The sequence below is a fragment of the Microcella sp. genome, assembly GCF_046296455.1.
Taxonomy (GTDB): domain Bacteria; phylum Actinomycetota; class Actinomycetes; order Actinomycetales; family Microbacteriaceae; genus Microcella.
Window position 1 is genome coordinate 48,845 of the sequence record NZ_JBKBLF010000005.1, and the last position, 16,933, is coordinate 65,777.

16 protein-coding genes and 1 pseudogene are annotated in these 16,933 nt (G+C 72.1%); 9 read left to right on the top strand and 8 right to left on the bottom strand.

What is annotated here, in order from left to right:
* Window positions 1-10: 10 nt before the first annotated feature.
* The gene (locus tag ACK4HH_RS04090; RefSeq protein WP_409648536.1) at window positions 11-1,297 is read right to left on the bottom strand and encodes an adenylosuccinate synthase; all 1,287 of its coding nucleotides are present in this window, start codon (window positions 1,295-1,297) and stop codon (window positions 11-13) included.
* A gap of 40 nt (window positions 1,298-1,337) precedes the next feature.
* Window positions 1,338-1,991, bottom strand: coding sequence for a TetR/AcrR family transcriptional regulator (locus ACK4HH_RS04095; RefSeq protein WP_409648538.1), 654 nt, complete (start codon window positions 1,989-1,991; stop codon window positions 1,338-1,340).
* A gap of 90 nt (window positions 1,992-2,081) precedes the next feature.
* Between ACK4HH_RS04095 and ACK4HH_RS04100 the strand changes: the two genes are divergently transcribed.
* Both ACK4HH_RS04100 and ACK4HH_RS04105 read left to right on the top strand, forming a co-directional pair.
* The gene (locus ACK4HH_RS04100) at window positions 2,082-3,347 is read left to right on the top strand and encodes an MFS transporter (protein ID WP_409648539.1); all 1,266 of its coding nucleotides are present in this window, start codon (window positions 2,082-2,084) and stop codon (window positions 3,345-3,347) included.
* Between the two features lie 175 nt (window positions 3,348-3,522).
* Window positions 3,523-3,939, top strand: coding sequence for a DUF3253 domain-containing protein (locus ACK4HH_RS04105; RefSeq protein WP_409648541.1), 417 nt, complete (start codon window positions 3,523-3,525; stop codon window positions 3,937-3,939).
* Here ACK4HH_RS04105 and ACK4HH_RS04110 read toward each other — a convergent pair.
* Window positions 3,936-4,307, bottom strand: coding sequence for a nuclear transport factor 2 family protein (locus ACK4HH_RS04110; RefSeq protein WP_409648543.1), 372 nt, complete (start codon window positions 4,305-4,307; stop codon window positions 3,936-3,938). The two genes, ACK4HH_RS04105 and ACK4HH_RS04110, sit on opposite strands and share 4 nt — an antisense overlap.
* A 31-nt stretch (window positions 4,308-4,338) precedes the next feature.
* Window positions 4,339-4,992: a TrmH family RNA methyltransferase gene (locus ACK4HH_RS04115; RefSeq protein WP_409648545.1), complete on the bottom strand. Its 654-nt coding sequence runs from the start codon at window positions 4,990-4,992 to the stop codon at window positions 4,339-4,341.
* Between the two features lie 61 nt (window positions 4,993-5,053).
* Between ACK4HH_RS04115 and ACK4HH_RS04120 the strand changes: the two genes are divergently transcribed.
* From ACK4HH_RS04120 to ACK4HH_RS04135, 4 genes and pseudogenes are all read left to right on the top strand, one after another.
* On the top strand, window positions 5,054-6,475 hold the full coding sequence (locus ACK4HH_RS04120) for an acyltransferase family protein (RefSeq protein WP_409648547.1): 1,422 nt from the start codon (window positions 5,054-5,056) through the stop codon (window positions 6,473-6,475).
* A 78-nt stretch (window positions 6,476-6,553) separates the two neighbouring features.
* A complete protein-coding gene (locus ACK4HH_RS04125; protein WP_409648549.1) occupies window positions 6,554-7,867 on the top strand; it encodes a DUF222 domain-containing protein in 1,314 nt (437 codons plus the stop codon).
* A gap of 40 nt (window positions 7,868-7,907) precedes the next feature.
* Window positions 7,908-8,759, top strand: coding sequence for a DNA-methyltransferase (locus ACK4HH_RS04130; protein WP_409648550.1), 852 nt, complete (start codon window positions 7,908-7,910; stop codon window positions 8,757-8,759).
* 21 nt (window positions 8,760-8,780) lie between these two features.
* Window positions 8,781-9,050: pseudogene (locus ACK4HH_RS04135) on the top strand (hypothetical protein); the annotation flags it as partial.
* Here ACK4HH_RS04135 and ACK4HH_RS04140 read toward each other — a convergent pair.
* Window positions 8,953-11,844, bottom strand: coding sequence for an FAD-binding and (Fe-S)-binding domain-containing protein (locus ACK4HH_RS04140; protein WP_409648553.1), 2,892 nt, complete (start codon window positions 11,842-11,844; stop codon window positions 8,953-8,955). The pseudogene ACK4HH_RS04135 and the gene ACK4HH_RS04140 overlap by 98 nt on opposite strands.
* Before the next feature lie 41 nt (window positions 11,845-11,885).
* Here ACK4HH_RS04140 and ACK4HH_RS04145 point away from each other — a divergent pair, with 41 nt between their 5' ends.
* On the top strand, window positions 11,886-12,683 hold the full coding sequence (locus ACK4HH_RS04145; protein WP_409648555.1) for an HAD-IIA family hydrolase: 798 nt from the start codon (window positions 11,886-11,888) through the stop codon (window positions 12,681-12,683).
* Between the two features lie 16 nt (window positions 12,684-12,699).
* Here ACK4HH_RS04145 and ACK4HH_RS04150 read toward each other — a convergent pair whose 3' ends face one another.
* Window positions 12,700-13,866: a hypothetical protein gene (locus tag ACK4HH_RS04150; protein WP_409648557.1), complete on the bottom strand. Its 1,167-nt coding sequence runs from the start codon at window positions 13,864-13,866 to the stop codon at window positions 12,700-12,702.
* Window positions 13,863-14,411 carry an orotate phosphoribosyltransferase gene (gene pyrE / locus ACK4HH_RS04155; RefSeq protein ID WP_409648559.1) on the bottom strand — a complete coding sequence of 183 codons (549 nt, stop codon included), beginning with the start codon at window positions 14,409-14,411 and terminating at the stop codon, window positions 13,863-13,865. The genes ACK4HH_RS04150 and pyrE overlap by 4 nt, the downstream gene beginning before the upstream one ends.
* 30 nt (window positions 14,412-14,441) lie before the next feature.
* Between pyrE and ACK4HH_RS04160 the strand changes: the two genes are divergently transcribed.
* Both ACK4HH_RS04160 and ACK4HH_RS04165 read left to right on the top strand, forming a co-directional pair.
* The gene (locus ACK4HH_RS04160; RefSeq protein ID WP_409648561.1) at window positions 14,442-15,287 is read left to right on the top strand and encodes an exodeoxyribonuclease III; all 846 of its coding nucleotides are present in this window, start codon (window positions 14,442-14,444) and stop codon (window positions 15,285-15,287) included.
* Between the two features lie 40 nt (window positions 15,288-15,327).
* A complete protein-coding gene (locus ACK4HH_RS04165; RefSeq protein ID WP_409648563.1) occupies window positions 15,328-15,984 on the top strand; it encodes a DedA family protein in 657 nt (218 codons plus the stop codon).
* Here the strand turns inward: ACK4HH_RS04165 and ACK4HH_RS04170 are convergent.
* Entirely contained in the window at window positions 15,981-16,907 is a 927-nt protein-coding gene (locus ACK4HH_RS04170; protein WP_409648565.1) for an AEC family transporter, read from the bottom strand. The genes ACK4HH_RS04165 and ACK4HH_RS04170 overlap by 4 nt on opposite strands.
* Window positions 16,908-16,933 lie beyond the last annotated feature (26 nt).

Sequence of the window (16,933 nt, forward strand, 5' to 3'; positions counted from 1 at the left end):
CAGCCCGTGCTCAGTCGAGCAGGTCGTGCCGCACGACGATCGCGTCGCGGCCCGGCCCCACGCCGATGGCCGAGATGCGCGCGCCGCTCATGGCCTCGATGGCGAGCACGTAGTCTTGCGCGTTCTTCGGCAGGTCGTCGAAGGTGCGGGCGCCCGTGATGTCTTCTGACCAGCCCGGCAGGTTCTCGTAGATGGGCTTAGCGTGGTGAAAGTCGCTCTGCGAGACGGGCACCTCGTCGACGCGCACGCCGTCGACCTCGTAGGCGACGCAGACGGGGATGCTCGTCAGGCCCGTGAGCACGTCGAGCTTGGTCATGACGAAGTCGGTGACGCCGTTGACGCGCGCGGTGTAGCGGGCGATGGGCGCGTCGTACCAGCCGCAGCGGCGCGGGCGGCCCGTCGTCGTGCCGAACTCGAAGCCCGTCTTGCGGAGGAACTCGCCCGACTCGTCGAAGAGCTCGGTCGGGAAGGGGCCCGAGCCGACGCGCGTCGTGTAGGCCTTGACGATACCGATGACGCGATCGATGCGGTTGGGCCCGATGCCCGAACCCGTCGCCGCGCCGCCGCTCGTCGCGCTCGACGAGGTGACGAAGGGGTAGGTGCCGTGGTCGACGTCGAGCATGGTCGCCTGGCCGCCCTCGAAGAGCACGGTCTCGCCGCGCTCGAGCGCCTGGTGCAGCACGAGGCCGGTGTCGACGACCATGGGCCGCAGGCGCTCGGCGTAGCTCAGCAGCTCCTCCACGACCTCGTCGACCGTGATCGCGCGGCGGTTGTAGACCTTGACGAGCAGGTGGTTCTTGACGTTGAGGGCGCCCTCGACCTTCTGGCGCAGGATGTTCTCGTCGAAGAGGTCTTGCATGCGGATGCCGACGCGGTTGATCTTGTCGGCGTAGGCGGGCCCGATGCCTCGGCCCGTCGTGCCGATCTGGCGCTTGCCGAGAAAGCGCTCGGTCACCTTGTCCATCGTGCGGTGGTACTGCGTGATGACGTGCGCGTTGGCGCTGATGAGCAGCTTCGACACGTCGACGCCGCGCGCGCTGAGCGCCGTGAGCTCGCCGAACAGCACCTCGATGTCGACCACGACGCCGTTCGCGATGACCGGGGTTACACCCTCGGTGAGGATGCCGCTGGGCAGCAGGTGCAGTGCGTACTTCTCGTCGCCGACGACGACGGTGTGGCCCGCGTTGTTGCCGCCGTTGAACTTGACGACGTAGTCGATGCGGCCAGCGAGAAGGTCGGTCGCCTTGCCTTTTCCTTCATCGCCCCACTGGGCGCCGATGATGACGACGGCAGGCATGGGTGGTCCCTTCGAGAGATGTGAGGGCTTGCCCTTGAGTCTATCGGGCGGCGCCCTCGGCCCACTGCCCGCGGGCGGGCACGGGGTTGGCGCGCGCGAGGCTGCCGGGCTCGAGCGCCAGCTGCCGTTCGGCCACAGCGAAGACGATCGCGTTCGCCTCGTCCACGTCGACGACTCCGACGGCGTGGTGCTGCACGGCCACGCCGTCGGCGACGGCGGTGAGCAGGCGCGAGTCGGCCGCGGGGTCGGCGCTCGCGCCGAGCCCGGCATCCACGACCCGTTCGATGACGGCAGTCAGGATGCGCTCGCAGTCGCGATGGTGGCGGTCGAGCGCGGCGGCGAGCGGCGGGGTGCGGGGGGCCTCGCTCCACGCGTCGATCCACACGCGGTAGTGGTCTTCGGGGGTCGCGGCGAGCCAGCCGGCGAGCGCCGCGACGGGGTCGAGGCCGTCGAGCAGCGCGCGGTCGCTCGAGAGCTCGCTCGTGACGGCGAAGTCGAAGGCGGCGGCGACGAGCTCGTCGCGGCTGCTGAAGTAGTGGCGGATGAGCCCGTGCACGACGCCGACCTCGGTCGCGACCTCGCGCAGCGTGACGCCCGCGAAGCCCTTGACGGCCACGAGCCGCAGGGTGGCGCGCACGATCTCGTCGCGACGCTCATCGCTCGACTTGCGCTCGGCGTTCTTCCGTTCTGCCACAGCGTCGAGCATAGGCCGCAGGGGCGCGATATTGTCCAACCGGATAGGGCGTGCTAGCGTTGTTGTCCAGTTGGATAACACACGAACGGGATGATCGTCATCATGAACGCGCAGCACCGGCAGGCACGCCTCCTCGTGCCGAGCGTCGTCACGGCCATGGTGCTGCTGTCGTCGGCGTCGTTCGTGATCTTCCCGCTCATCCCCGCCCTGCAGGGCTCGCTCGGCGTGAGCACCGCCGAGATCGGCTACCTCGCCGCGGCCGGCTTCGCGTCGGCGCTCGTCGCCGAGCTGCTCGTCGCCCCCGCCGCCGACCGCGGGCACGCCCGCCTCATGGCCGTCATCGGGGTCATCATGGTCGCCGCGTCGCTCGGCCTCAGTGCCATAGCGGTCGAGGGCTGGCAGCTCATCGCCGGCCGCGCCGTGGGCGGCTTCGGCTTCGGCATCTTCGTCATCGCCGCGAGCGCCCTCATCGTGCGCTTCGACCACCGGCGCAGCGGCGAGCTGCTCGGCCGCCTCGGCGCCGCCGAGCTCGCGGGTATCGCCGTCGGCCCGCTCGCCTCGGGTCTCGCGCTGTCATTCGCCGGCCCGAGCGCGATCCTGGCCGTCTCGGCCGTCGTCGTGCTGCTCGCGCTCGTTCCCGTGCTCGTCGGGTTCCGCGAGGCGAGCGCTTCGGCGTTCCGCGGTGACGACCCGCACCCGACCACCGGCGGCATCGCCGCGGGCGTCATCGGCTTCGACGGCACGGATGCCGACCGCACGCTGCGCTTCGGTGCGAGCGCCCCGCGCACGAGCCTCGACCTGCTGCGCTCGCCGCGCATCATCGGCATCGTGCTGCTCTACGCCGCCGTCATGGTGCCGACCGGCGCCTACGACGGCGTGTGGCCGCGCTTCATGGCCGACATCGGCGCGGGCCCGGTGCTGACGGCCGCAAGTTACGCGCTCTTCGCGGTGCCCTACGTGCTCGTCGCCGGTTGGGCCGGTCGCCTCGCCGATCGCCGCGGCGGCGTCTCGGCCTACACGCGCGGCCTGCTCATCCTGCTGCCGATCGTCACGCTCTACGGCTTCGTGGGCAACCCCTTCATCGCCACGGGCATGGGCTTCGTCGAGTCGACCGGTCAGGCGCTCGCCTTCATCGGCGCCGCGGCCGCGATGGCGCACGCCGTCGATCCGGCGCGCGCCGGCTCGGCGCAGGGCCTGCTGCGCGGCATCGGGCTCGCCGCGGCGACGATCGCGGCCGGCGTCTCAGGCCTCGCCTACGAGGCAGGCGGCGCGCTGCTGCTGTTCGGCGGCACGGCGATCGCGGTCGCCGTCATCGCTGCGGTCGGGCTGATGCTCGCCCGCGAGCGCCGCGGCTGATCTCCACAATTCAGGAGTTTCGGCAGCGCACGAGCCGCCGACACGCCGTCGTGCGGTGTGCGCGGGCGGAACTGCCGTGCGGGTCCACGCGGCGACTCCTGAATTGTGGAGAACAGCGGGGCAGGCGGGGGTGGATGCTCGGCGCGCGCTCGGCCAGAGCGGCGAGACTGGCGGCATGGGTCGGCAGCGTGATCGAGACGGGGAATCCCCCGACGTGCGCGCCGAGAAGACCTGCGGCTCGTGCGGCCGCCGCATCGAGTGGCGGGCGCGCTGGGCGCGCGACTGGGAGGCCGTGCGCTGGTGCAGCGACGCCTGCCGCGCTCGGGGCGTGCGGCCCGTGGATCGCGCGCTCGAGGAGAGCATCCGGAGCCTGCTCGCCGGCCGCGCCGGAGACGCCACCATCTGCCCGAGCGAGGCGGCCCGAGCGGTCGGCGGCGACGAGGACGACGCCTGGCGCGAGCTCATGGAACCCGCCCGGCGCGCGGCCCGGCGCCTCGTCGCGGCGGGCGAGGTCGAGATCACGCAGGGCGGCCGGGTCGTCGATCCCTCGACGGCGAAAGGCCCGATCCGCGTGCGGCGCGCGCGGCCCTAGTCGGCGGCGGGCGACTGCTGGTGTGCGCCGACGCGCCAGCGGCCCTCGGTGTAGACGTAGGTCGTCGTGGCCCACACGTCGACGGGCTCGCCGCCCCGGTCGCCGCGCAGGCGGTAGGCGAGCATGGCCGCGCGGTCGCCGAGCCGCACGACGCGCTGGTCGCTCATCGTCGCCGCACCCCACGTCGTGCCGTCGAGGGCCACGATCGCGGCGGAACGCTCGACGAGCGATCCGTCGTCGATGAGCACCGCATCCGCCGTCATGGCCTGCTGCAGGTGCGTGCCGCCGTCGCCGTGCCGCATCGCCTCCCACAGGTCGTGCTCCTGGTGAATGAGAAGGGCGGGCAGATCGTCGGTGATCGCGGTCATGCGCTCAGTCCATCGGCTGGGTGGATGCTCGTCAAGGGCTCGCGTGCGCCCGCAACCACTCGTGCATGACGATCGCGGCCGCAGCGCTCGCGTTGATCGATCGCGTCGAGCCGAACTGCCGGATCTCGACCACCTCGTCGGCGGCGGCGAGCGCGTCGTCGCTCAACCCGGGGCCCTCCTGGCCGAACAGCAGGATGCACGCGCGCGGCAGGGGTGCGGCATCCACCGGCCTCGACCCCTCGACGTTGTCGACAGCCACGATCGGCAGGCCCTTCGCGCGCGCGAACGCGACGAGCTCGCCGATGTCGGAGTGGTGCGACACGTGCTGGTAGCGGTCGGTGACCATGGCGCCGCGCTTGTTCCAGCGGCGGCGGCCGACGATGTGCACCTCGGCGGCGAGAAAGGCGTTGGCGCTACGCACGATCGAGCCGATGTTCATGTCGTGCTGCCAGTTCTCGATCGCCACGTGGAACGGGTGCCGGCGCGCGTCGAGGTCGGCGACGATCGCCTCCATCGACCAGTAGCGGTAGCGGTCGATGACGTTGCGGGTGTCGCCGGTGGCGAGCAGCTCGGGGTCGAGGCGCGGGTCGTCGGGCGTGGGGCCCGTCCAGGGGCCGACGCCGTGGGTTGTCCACTCGAGGGTGGGCTCGGGCGGGGGCTCGCCGGTCTGCTCGGCCTCGGTCATGCCCCCAGGCTACGGGGCGCCGCTATCGCCGCCGGGCATGCTGACGTACCCTGAAGCCATCATGGCAACACCCACCCGTGATCACGCCGTCGACCTCGTGCGCGCCGCCTGCCTCGTCGTCGTGGTGGGCCTGCACGTCATGATGGCGGGCATCACGGTCGAGACCGACGGGCTCGCCATCACGAACTCGCTCGACGGGCATCCGATCTTCGCCTGGAGCACCTGGCTCGTGCAGGTCATGCCCCTGTTCTTCGTCATGGGCGGCTTCTCGAGCCTGCTCGCCTGGCGGCGCCAGCGCGAGCGCGGCGTCACCGGAGCCGACTACGTGCGCGACCGCGTCGCCCGCCTCGCGCGGCCCGCCCTGCTGCCGCTCGGGCTCGTCGGCATCACGCTCGCGGTGCTCGGTCTCGTCGGCCTGCCCGACCCGGTGCTCGCCGACGTCGGCTTCCGCATCGGGCAGCCGCTCTGGTTCCTGGCCGTCTATCTCGGATGCTCGGGCCTCGTGCCCCTCATGGCCCGCCTGCACGAGCGCGCGCCGTGGGCCACCCTGCTCACGATGCTCGGCGCCGTCATGATCATCGACACGGTCGCCCTGCTCACGGTGCAGCCGCTCATCGGCGCCCTCAACCTGCTGTTCGTGTGGCTCTTCGTGCAGCAGTTGGGCTTCTGCCTCGCCGACGGCTGGTTCGACTGGCGCCGTCGGTGGATGCTCGGTCTCGCCGGTCTCGCCGCCTTCGGCGGGCTGCTGTTCCTCACCACCGTCGTCGGGTACTCGACCGACATGTACGACAACCTCAACCCGCCGACCGCGGCCATTCTCGTGCTCGGTGTCGGGCAGACGCTGCTGTTCGCGTTCCTGCGGCCGTGGCTCGCCCGCCTCGCCGAGCGCGAGACCTTCGCCGGGCTGAGCGGCGCGATCAACACGAACGCCATGCAGATCTACCTCTGGCACGTGCCGGTGATCGTGCTCATCGCGGTCGTGCTGGTGGTCTCGGGGGCGCCGTTCCCCGAGCCGCTCAGCGCGGGGTGGTGGCAGAGCCGGCCGCCGTTCCTCGTCGCCGTCGCGTTGCTGCTCATCCCGATCGTCATCGGGGTCAGCTGGCTTGAGCGCCGCAGCGACGCGCGCGGCCGCCCCGCCCCGGCGCCCGTCGGCCCGTGGATGGCGGCGCTCAAGGTCGTGCTCGGCATCGCCGGGGTCGTGACGCTGCTCGTGGCCGGGTTCACGCCCGCCTACGGTGCGGCGATCGGCGTGACGCTCATGCTCATCGCGGTGCTGCTGCGGTCGCCGCGGCGGCGTGGGGTGGTGGATGCTGCGGGCGGCGGAGTGGGCAACGGGGTTGGCAGCGCGGGCGGCGGCGTTGGCGGCGGCGCTGGCGGCGCTGCAGGCGGCGTTGTCGCCGGTGATGCGGGCGCTGGTGCGGGCACGGATGCGATCAGTGACGCGGGCCGCGCGTCGACCACTTCTCCTCCCCAAAAGTCCTGATCAGACTCCATTCCACCGACTCGGGTTGGGCACGGGGCGAGCCGCTCCGATGTCAGAGGTCGCTGCTTGACTGCCCTCATGCCCACCCCGAATCCCCTCGCCGCGCCGACCGGCGCGCTGCTGCCGGCGACGCCTGCCGCCGCGGTCGACAGCGGGCTCGGGGTCGTGCTCGACTCGATCGTCGAGGTCGATCGGCTCGTCGCGGCGCTCAACGCCTACCGTGCCGTCGCGATCGACGAGGTGCGGCGCATCGCGCTGGCGGCCGAGGCCCATCTGCCCTCGGGCGGCCGCGGGTGGTCGCGCGAGATGACCGCGCGCCGGGTCGCGACCACCGAGCTCAGCGCCGCCCTGCGCATCGGCGAGCGAGAGGCCGAGCAGCTCGTGGTCGACAGCGCCGCGCTCGTGCACGACCTGCAGCCGACGCTGGCAGCGCTGCGGTCGGGCAGCATCAGCTACCGGCACGCAAGCGTGCTCGTCGACGAGGCGCGGTCCCTGCCCGCCGATTCCTGGTCTGCGTTCGAGGCCGAGGCGCTGCCGGCGGCAGAGGCGCGCACCGCAAACGGGTTCCGGCAGAAGGCGCGCGCCATCCGCGAGCGGGTGCACCCCGATTCGATCGACGCCCGTCGCCGCTCTGCCGAAGACTCCCGTTCGGTGCGGCTCGAGCCCGGGCGCGACGGCATGGCCTGGTTGACCGCCCACCTGCCGGCTGAGCAGGCGGTCGGAGCGTATCGCCGGCTCACCGAGATCGCCTCCGGCCTGGCCGGTCCCGACGAGCCGCGCACCCTCACCCAGCGCCGCGCCGACGTGCTCGCCGACCTCCTGATCGACGGCATCATGCCCGACACCGGCCTCGGGCGCGGCGTGCGGGCGACCGTGCTCGTCAGCGTTCCCGTGCTGACCCTGCTCGACGGCGAGCATCCGGCCTCGGGGTGCAGCTCCGGCTTGGCCTCGGGTTCGGGCACGGGCACGGGCACGGGCACGCTCGAGGGCTACGGGCCGATCTCCGCCGAGGTCGCCCGCCGCCTCGCGGCGCACGCGCCGAGCTTCGTGCGGCTGCTGACCCACCCCGAGACGGGCACGGTGCTCTCGGTCGGCCGCGAGCGGTACGCTGTGCCGCGCGATCTGCGGCTGTGGCTGCGCATCCGCGACGAGACCTGCCGATTCCCGGGGTGCGGTCGAGCGGCGGCGAACTCTGACATCGATCACACGGTCGACTGGCAGCACGAGGGTGCGACGCGACATGACAACCTCGCGCACCTGTGCGAGGCCCACCACCAGCTCAAGCACCGCACCGCCTGGCGCGTCGACCAGGCCGGTGGGGGTGCTCTGGAGTGGCGCGCGCCGAGCGGGCGCACCTACCGCACCGAACCCGCGGTCGCCCTGGCCGGGTGAGCAAGGGGCTGGCGGGCTACCACCCTGTTAACGTCAGAGCATGAGCGCACCGCTGTGGACCCCAGCGGGCCCCGACTTGCTCATCCACGGCGACAACCTCACGGCGATGCGCGCCCTGCCCGACGCGAGCATGCAGCTCGTCTACCTCGACCCGCCGTTCAACACCGGACGCACCCAGCTGCGCCGCACGACGCGCAGCGTGCGTGACCCCGAGGGTTCTCATCTTGGCTTCACGGGCACGAACTACTCCCGCACGGTCGAGGCGCTCAGCAGCTATGACGACACCTTCGGCGACTACTGGGGCTTCCTCGCGCCGCGCCTCATCGAGGCCCACCGCTTGCTGCGCGACGACGGAACCCTCTACTTGCACCTCGACTGGCGCGAGGCCCACTACGCCAAGGTCGCGCTCGATGCGCTGTTCGGCCGCGAGTGCTTCCTCAACGAGCTCATCTGGGCCTACGACTACGGCGCCAAGTCGCGCCGGCGATGGCCGACGAAGCACGACACGATCCTCGTCTACGTCAAGAACCCCGAGACCTATTGGTTCGACAGCGAGGCGGTCGATCGCGAGCCGTACATGGCTCCGGGCCTCGTGACGCCCGAGAAGGCTGCGCGCGGCAAGCTGCCCACCGACGTGTGGTGGCACACGATCGTTCCCACGAGCGGAGCCGAGAAGACCGGCTACCCCACCCAGAAGCCGCTCGGCGTGCTGCGCCGCATCGTGCAGGCCTCGAGCCGCGAGGGCGACTGGGTGCTCGACGCCTTCGCGGGCAGCGGCACGACGGCGGCGGCCGCCCGCGCACTGGGGCGCCGCAGCATCAGCATCGACGAGAGCCCGGATGCTGTGGCCGTCATCGAGCGCCGCCTCGGCCTGGTGGCGCGAGGGCTCTAGGGCGTCGCACGGCAGGAGACGGGCGTCGCACGGCAGGAGACGGGCGTCGCACGGCAGGAGACGGGCGTCGCACGGCAGGAGACGGGCGTCGCACGGCAGGAGACGGGCGTCGCACGGCAGGAGACGGGCGTCGCGCGGCAGAACGCGGACGCGGCGGAGCGGTCGGGCGCCCGCGCACAGGGTGACCGCGTCGTCAGGGTCGCGTCGCGCGCTCAAGCAGTTCGAGCACGTGCACGTAAGGCAGGCCGGTGGCGCGGCTCATGCCGAGCTCGCATGTGCGGTTGGCGCTGACGGCGTGGTCGAAGGCTCCGCCCTCGCGCTGCAGCCGATCGAGGTCACGCACTTCGTCGGCCGTGGCCGACGCCGTGAGCTCGGGGTGCAGCATGCCACGATCGCCCGCGAAGGCGCAGCATCCCCAGGCCTCGGGCACCACCGCCTCGTCGGCGACCGCGCGCGCGATCGTGACGAGCGCGTCGGTCGCGCCGAGCGCCTGCGTCGAGCACGTGGGGTGCACGGCTACCCGCCCCTGTCGCGCCAGCACCGTCAGCCGCGGCAGCAGGGTCTCGGCGGCGAAGGTCACGGCGTCGATCACGCGAGACGACCCCGAGCCGTCGCCGCGAGCGCCGTGCCCGGGCGAGCCGAGCAGCCCGGCGAAGCCCTCGGTGCACGAGGCCGCGTCGCTGATGATCGGCAGCCCGGCCGCCGCGGGGCCGAGCGCCTCGACGGCGTCGCGCACGCGGTCGCGCATCGAGGCGTGGCCGGCGGTGTGGCCCTTCGACTTCCAGGGGGTGCCGCAGCACAGGCCGTCGATGCCCTCGGGCACGAGCAGCGTCACACCCGCGCGCTCGCACAGGGCCAGCAGCGCAGCAGTCGCGCCAGCAGCGGCGGAGGCGGCGGCGTCGCCCGCGGCGTCGGAGCCATCACCCTCCGGCCCGAACATCGTGCCGACGCAGGCCGGCAGGTAGACCGCCGAATACTGCGTCGCCGACACGGGCGAGGCGAAGCGCACGACGGGTGAGGCCTCGAGCGCGCGCGACCGACGGGCTCCGCCGCGGGGCAGGCCGGCCTCGTAGCGCGGCACGACATCGGCCCCGAGCACCGCGCGGGCTGCCGAGCTGGCCGCGCGCACGAGCGGGGTCGGCAGGGCATCCGCCACGGTGAGCGCAAGGGAGGCCGTGCGGGTCGTCGCATCCCAGCGATCGGCGGCGGCGTTCCACACCCCGCGGCCGGGCGTGCGGGTCTCGGAGCGCAGGCGCCGCACGAGGTCGCCGGTGTTGATCGAGACGGGGCAGGCGATGCCGCACATCCCGTCGACCGCGCACGTCTGCACGCTCTCGTAGCCCTCATCGGCCCGCAGGGCCGCGGCGAGCGCCGTGTCGCCGCGCGCCTCGGCCGCGGCGAGCTCACGCCGCACGACGATGCGCTGCCGCGGCGTCAGGGTGAGCGTGCGGCTCGGGCACGTCGGCTCGCAGTAGCCGCACTCGACGCAGCGGTCGACCTCGGCCTCGACGGTCGGCGTGGTCTTGAGGTGCTTGAGGTGCGCCTGCGCGTCGTCGGTGATGATGACGCCCGGGTTGAGCACGCCCGCCGGGTCGCACAACCGCTTGAGCTCGCGCATGACCGCGGTGAGCTCGGCGCCGTACTGCCGCTCGACGAACGGCGCCATGATGCGGCCCGTGCCGTGCTCGGCCTTGAGCGTGCCGCCCTGGGCGAGCACGAGCTCGACGATCTCCTCCGTCACCGCGGCGTAGCGCGCGACGCCCTCGAGGGTGTCGAAGCGCTCGGTGAGCAAGAAGTGGATGTTGCCGTCTTTCGCGTGCCCGAAGATCACCGCGCTCTCGTAGCCATGCCGGGCGAACAGCGCCTCGAGCGCCTCGCACGTCGGCAGCAGGTTCGCCACGGGAACGGCCACGTCTTCGAGAAGCGCCGTGGTGCCGCTCGGGCGCGCTCCGGCCACGGCGGGGTAGAGGCCCTTGCGCACGTGCCACAGGGCGGCCCGCTCGGCGGGCTCGCGCGAGAACGCGAACTCGGCGGCGAGCGGCAACCCGGCGATGGCGCGGTCGGCGGCGGCGAGGCCGAGCGCGAGCTCCGCATCCGTCGCCGCGTGCACCTCGACGAGCAGCGCCGCGTGCCGCTCGACCGTCAGCCCGGTGATCGCCGCGGGCGCGTCGGAGAGGGTCTGCGCGACGCGCAGCGAGGTGGCGTCCATGAGTTCGATCGTCGCGAGGCCGGCGTCGACGAGCGCGGGCAGCGCGGCCGTCGCGGCGGCGAGGGTCGGAAACACGAGCAGCCCCGTCGCCACGAGCGGCGCGACCGGCACCGTGCGGAACACCGCCTCGCCCACCCAGCCGAGCGTGCCCTCGCTGCCGATCATGAGCCGCACGAGCAGGTCGATGGGCCGCTCGTGGTCGAGCAGGGCGTTGAGGCCGTAGCCCATCGTGTTCTTCATGGCGAACAGGCGCCGGATGCTCGCCACCGACTGCTCGTCGGCCAGCACCCGCGCCCGCAGGGCCGACAGCCCGGCCCAGAGCTCGGGCGTGGCGAGCCGCAACTGCTCATCCGCATCGCGTCCCTCAGGATCGACGGACGCGGAGTCGATCACGGCCCCGCTCGCGAGCACGACGGTCATCGACTCGAGCGTGCGGTAGGTGTTCTGCTCGGTGCCGCACGCCATGCCGCTCGAGTTGTTGGCGATGACGCCGCCGATGGTGCAGGCGATCTCGCTCGCCGGGTCAGGGCCGAGCCGACGGCCGTGGCGCGTGAGTCGGGCGTTGACCTGCCGCACGGTCGCGCCGGGCTGCACCCGCACGCGCTCGCCGTCGTCGAGCACCTCGATGCCGCGAAAGCCGGCGCGCGTGTCGACGAGCAGCTGGTCGGTGACGCCCTGCCCCGAGAGGCTCGTGCCGCCCGAGCGGAAGGTCAGCGGGTTGCCCGTGCGCGTCGCCTCCGCGAGCAACCGGGCGACGCCCTCGATCGAGGTCGGGGTCGCGACCGTGTGCGGGCGCAGCAGGTAGTGGCTCGCGTCGTGCGCCATCGCGACGAGATCGATCGCGCGCTGCGTGCTGACGGTGCGCTCAGCATCCACAACAATGATCATACCTATGGGCTCGCAGTAGGCTGGCGCCCATGAGCGACCGTCGAGAGATCGAGTGCTGGCTGACCGACATGGACGGCGTGCTCGTGCACGAGAACACCCCGCTGCCGGGGGCGGTCGAGCTCATCGCGCAGTGGCGCGACACGGGCACGCCCTTTCTCGTGCTGACGAACAACTCGATCTTCACGCCGCGCGACCTCGCGGCGCGGCTGCGCGCGAGCGGGCTCGACGTGCCGGAAGAGTCGATCTGGACGAGCGCCCTCGCGACGGCCGACTTCTGCGCGAGCCAGATCCCGGGCGGGCGGGCCTACGTCATCGGCGAGGCGGGCCTGACGACGGCCCTGCACGAGGCCGGGTTCATCATGACCGAGACCGACCCCGACTACGTCGTGGTCGGCGAGACCCGCAACTACTCGTTCGACGCCATCACGAAGGCGATCCGGCTCATCGGGCAGGGCGCCCGCTTCATCGCGACCAACCCCGATGCGACGGGCCCGAGCGCCGACGGGCCAATGCCCGCGACCGGCGCCATCTCGGCGCTCATCACCAAGGCGACGGGCAAAGACCCCTATGTCGTCGGCAAGCCGAACCCCATGATGTTCCGTTCGGCGATGAACCGCATCGGCGCGCACAGCGAGAACACCGCGATGATCGGCGACCGCATGGACACCGACATCGTCGCGGGCATCGAGGCCGGCCTGCACACCGTGCTCGTGCTCACGGGCATCAGCGACGAGGCCGAGATCGCGCGATACCCGTTCCGCCCCGACGAGATCCTGCAGGGCGTGCACGAGCTCGTCGACCCGCGGCCGATCGAGACCGAGCTCTAGTCGCGCGAGGGGCGCGCTAGCTGCTCGGCGCCACCGCGATCGACCGGCGCAGCAGCTCGCCCGAGGCGCGACTCGCGAAGCAGAAGTAGTCGTTCTGCCCCGCATCCCACTCCTCTGCGGTGACGGGGAACGAGCCCTGCACCTGCAGGTCGTCGACGGCGCCCGCGATGTCGAGGTCGATGACGCCGGGCGCGCTGCACAGCACGGGAATCTGGGCGGCCAAGGCCTCCTCGCCCGGGAACGGGCCCTGCACCTCAGACCCCTCGGGCAGCGGGAAGGTGCCGCGGAAGACCAGTTGCGCCGTGTGCAGCACCGTGCAGTCGACGACCGTGTAGGTCTCTTGCCACGCGTCGATGAAGGGCTCGAGGCACTCGCCGCCGAGCAGCTCGTCCCAGCGGTACTCCCCCGGCGCAACGGGCCCGACGGGCGCGGCCACATCGGTCTCGACCGGGGTCGGGCTCGGCGTGGGCGACGGCAGGGCGCCGGGCGCGGGGCCGAGCAGCAGCGGGATGCGCGTGCCGAGCGCGAAGATCGCGACGAGGGCGAGCACCGCCACGAGCGACCCCGCGACCCACAGCAGGATCTTCTGGGTGCGACCGATCGGCGCGCGCGCGGCATCCGCCGTCGGTTCACCGTCGGCGCGACGCGAGGCGCGCGGTGCGGCGGGGATCAGGGTCTCGTCGTACTCCTGAAAGCTCGTGTCGCCGAAGAGCTCGTCGAGGGCTCCGCCTTGCTCGGGCTCGCGCAGCAGCTCGGTCGCGGCATCGCCGACGGGCGGCACGACCTCGGCCGGCTGGGTCGGCTCGGGCTCGATGATGGGCTGCGTCGCACCGGGGTCGGGGAACGAGGGCTGGCCAGCGGCCGGCGCAGGAAACGCGACGGGCTCGACGAGCGGCGGGGGTGGGGGTGGGGGCGGGAAAGCCGACGGCGCGACGGGCGGCGGCACCACAGGCGGCTGCGCGGGAAGGGCCGGGAAGGCCGACGGCTCGACCGGCGGCTGCGCGGGAGGCAGGACCGGCGGCGCGACCGGCGGCTGCGCAGCAGGCGGCACGGGCGGCAGCACGGGAGGCGCCACCGGCTCCGGCGCCGGCTTCTCCTCCGCCTCGCCCCCGAACTGCGTGCGGAACCACTCGTCAGCGTCGAAGGCGCCGGTCTCGTCGTCGCGATCGCGCTCGTCGGTCATGCGAGCCCCAGGTCGGTCAGGCCGATCGCGGCGCGGTACTCGTACCCCGCCTGCTCGATCACGCGCCGAGCATCCGTGGCCCGGTCGACGACGACGGCCACCGCGACGACGGTCGCGCCGGCGGCCTCGAGGGCGCGCGCGGCGGTGAGCGGCGAGCCCCCCGTGGTCGAGGTGTCTTCGAGCACGACGACGCGCTTGCCCGCGACATCCGGACCCTCGACCTGCTTGCCGCGGCCGTGGTCTTTGGGCGCCTTGCGCACGACGAAGGCGTCGTAGTCGAGCCCGCGCGCGGCGGCCTGGTGCAGCACGGCCGACGCGACGGGGTCGGCACCCATAGTGAGCCCGCCGACGGCCGCGATGTCGGGGATGTCGGCGATGAGGTCGACCATGACCTGCCCGATAAGCGGCGCCACCCGGTGGTCGAGGCTGACCTTGCGCAGGTCGATGTAGTACGAGGCGGTCGCGCCGCTCGTGAGCGTGAACTCGCCGTGGAACACGGCCTCATCACGGATGTACTGGATGAGCTGATCGCGGGCCTCGGTCACACCGTTCACTGTAGTTCGTAGGCTGGGCCCATGCGCATCGCCACCTGGAACGTCAACTCCATCCGCACCCGCCACGGCCGCGTCGTCGACTGGCTCGTGAACGCCGATGTCGACGTGCTCGCGATGCAAGAGATCAAGTGCACCCCCGCGCAGTTTCCCCTCGAGCCCTTCGAGGCGGCCGGATACGAGGTCGTGCTGCACGGCCTCAACCAATGGAACGGCGTCGCGATCGCGAGCCGCCTGCCGATGACCGACATTGAGATCGGCTTCGCGGGGCAGCCCGGCTTCGCGAAGGGGCACGATCCTGATTCGGGCCAGGATGCTCCCCTCGAGGCCCGCGCGATCGGCGCGACGGTCGACGACGTGCGGGTGTGGAGCCTCTACGTGCCCAACGGCCGCGCGCTCGACGACCCGCATATGGACTACAAGCTGCGGTTCTTGCGCGCGCTTGCCGACGACAGCTCCCGCTGGATGTCCGCGAACCCGGGCGGCGCCCTCGTTCTCACCGGCGACTTCAACGTCGCCCCCACTGACGACGACATGGGCGACCCGAGCTTCATCCCGGGCCTCTCGACCCACATCTCGCCCGCCGAGCGCGCGGCCTTCGCGGCTCTCGAGCAGGCAGGCCTGAGCGACGTCGTGCGGCCGCTCGTGCCCACCGGCTTCACCTTCTGGGACTACAAGCAGCTCCGGTTCCCTCGAAACGAGGGCATGCGCATCGACTTCATCCTCGGCTCGCCCGGCTTCGCCGATCGGGTCGTGGATGCGCGCATCGAGCGAGAGCAGCGCAAGGGCGACGCCCCGAGCGATCATGTGCCCGTCGTGGTGGAGCTGCAGGTCGACGGTGACGACGACGACCGCCCGATGATCTTCTGACGCACCCCGTGGTGAGGAGCGCCCGGTAGGGTCGAACCCCGTGAGCATCGACCAGTGGGCCATCAGCGTCATGGAGACCCTCGGCGTCGTGGGTGCCGCGCTGCTCGTCGCCATCGAGAGCCTGTTCCCGCCGATCCCGAGCGAGCTCATCCTGCCCCTCGCGGGCTTCACCGCGAGCCGCGGCTCGTTCGACCTGGTGAGCGTCATCGTCGCCACGACGATCGGGTCGGTTGTCGGCGCCCTGCTGCTTTACGGCCTCGGCCGCTGGATCGGCGCCGAGCGTCTCGCGCGCATCGCCGATCGCATCCCGCTCATGAGCGGCACCGATGTCGAGAAGGCGATGGCGTGGTTCCACCGCTTCGGGCCGATCGCGGTGCTGCTCGGCCGCTTCGTGCCGATCGTGCGCAGCCTCATCTCGATCCCCGCCGGGGTCGACCGCATGCGGCTGTGGCTCTTCCTGCTGCTGACGACGATCGGCAGCGGCATCTGGAACACGCTCTTCGTCGTGCTCGGCTTCGTGCTCGGCGAGAACTGGGTCGTGGTCGAAGACATCGCCTCGCGGTACAGCCGGGCGGTGCTCGTCATCGCGATCGTCGTCGTCGTGGCGCTCATCGCCTGGCGCATCGTGCTCGTCGTGCGGCGGCGGCGTGCCGAGCGGGATTCCGCGAGCACAGACTCCGCCACCCCTGAGGCCTAGCGCGGCGCGAGCAGTGCGGCGATCACGATGAGCGCCGGCACCGAGAGCACGGTCGTGATGAGCACAGCATCCCGAGCCACCGGCACCGCCCGCTCGAACCGCACCGCGTAGTTGAAGACGTTCTGCGCGGTCGGCAGCGCCGCGAGCACGACGACCGCGAAGAGCGGCAGGCCCGTGAGCCCGAGCACGAAGGCGCCCACGATCCACGCGATCGTCGGCATCGCGACGATCTTGAGCCCGACGGCGAGCACGATGTCACGGCGCCCCGAGCCCGGTTCGAGGATGCGCCGGCCGTGCAGCGACATGCCGAACAGCAGCAGCACGGTCGGCACGGCCGCGGCGCCGATGAGGTGGAAGGGCTCCATGACCGCCTCGGGCAGCTCGACCCCGGTGACCGAGAGCAGCAGGCCGAGCGCCGAGCCGATGATGAGCGGGTTGCGGATGGGCTGGCTCAGCACGCGGCCGACCGAGAGCGTGCCGCTCGTCGAGACGTCGAGGATCGTGAGCGCGATAGGCGTGAGGATCACGAGCTGCAACAGGATGATCGGCGCCGCGAAGGCCGGATCACCCAGCACGTAGGCGGCGATCGGCAGGCCGATGTTGTTGGCGTTGGCGTAGCCCGAGGCGAGCGCGCCGATCGTCGTCTCGGGAACAGCCCGCCGCCACACGAACCGGGCGACGAGCACGAAGACGAGCATGCAGCTGAGCGCGGCCACGGCCGAGACGGGCAGCAGCGCCGAAAACAGCTGCCGCGCGTCGGCCTCGGCGAGCACCGTGAAGAGCAGCGCGGGCGAGAGCACGAAGAAGGCGAAGCGGCCGAGCACGAACTCGGCGTGCGGGCCGAGGATGCCGAGGCGGCCCACGAGGTAGCCCACGGCGATCACCGCACCGATGATCGCGAATCCGATGAGCACGCCAGCCATAGGGACAGTGTCTCGCAAGTAGTGAC

Bases quoted from the DNA above. Each gene is read 5' to 3' on its own strand.
- ACK4HH_RS04090 (WP_409648536.1), bottom strand. From the start codon at position 1,297: ATGCCTGCCGTCGTCATCATCGGCGCCCAGTGGGGCGATGAAGGAAAA.
- ACK4HH_RS04100 (WP_409648539.1), top strand. From the start codon at position 2,082: ATGATCGTCATCATGAACGCGCAGCACCGGCAGGCACGCCTCCTCGTG.
- ACK4HH_RS04105 (WP_409648541.1), top strand. From the start codon at position 3,523: ATGGGTCGGCAGCGTGATCGAGACGGGGAATCCCCCGACGTGCGCGCC.
- ACK4HH_RS04110 (WP_409648543.1), bottom strand. From the start codon at position 4,307: ATGACCGCGATCACCGACGATCTGCCCGCCCTTCTCATTCACCAGGAG.
- ACK4HH_RS04115 (WP_409648545.1), bottom strand. From the start codon at position 4,992: ATGACCGAGGCCGAGCAGACCGGCGAGCCCCCGCCCGAGCCCACCCTC.
- ACK4HH_RS04120 (WP_409648547.1), top strand. From the start codon at position 5,054: ATGGCAACACCCACCCGTGATCACGCCGTCGACCTCGTGCGCGCCGCC.
- ACK4HH_RS04125 (WP_409648549.1), top strand. From the start codon at position 6,554: ATGCCCACCCCGAATCCCCTCGCCGCGCCGACCGGCGCGCTGCTGCCG.
- ACK4HH_RS04130 (WP_409648550.1), top strand. From the start codon at position 7,908: ATGAGCGCACCGCTGTGGACCCCAGCGGGCCCCGACTTGCTCATCCAC.
- ACK4HH_RS04145 (WP_409648555.1), top strand. From the start codon at position 11,886: ATGAGCGACCGTCGAGAGATCGAGTGCTGGCTGACCGACATGGACGGC.
- ACK4HH_RS04150 (WP_409648557.1), bottom strand. From the start codon at position 13,866: ATGACCGACGAGCGCGATCGCGACGACGAGACCGGCGCCTTCGACGCT.
- ACK4HH_RS04160 (WP_409648561.1), top strand. From the start codon at position 14,442: ATGCGCATCGCCACCTGGAACGTCAACTCCATCCGCACCCGCCACGGC.
- ACK4HH_RS04170 (WP_409648565.1), bottom strand. From the start codon at position 16,907: ATGGCTGGCGTGCTCATCGGATTCGCGATCATCGGTGCGGTGATCGCC.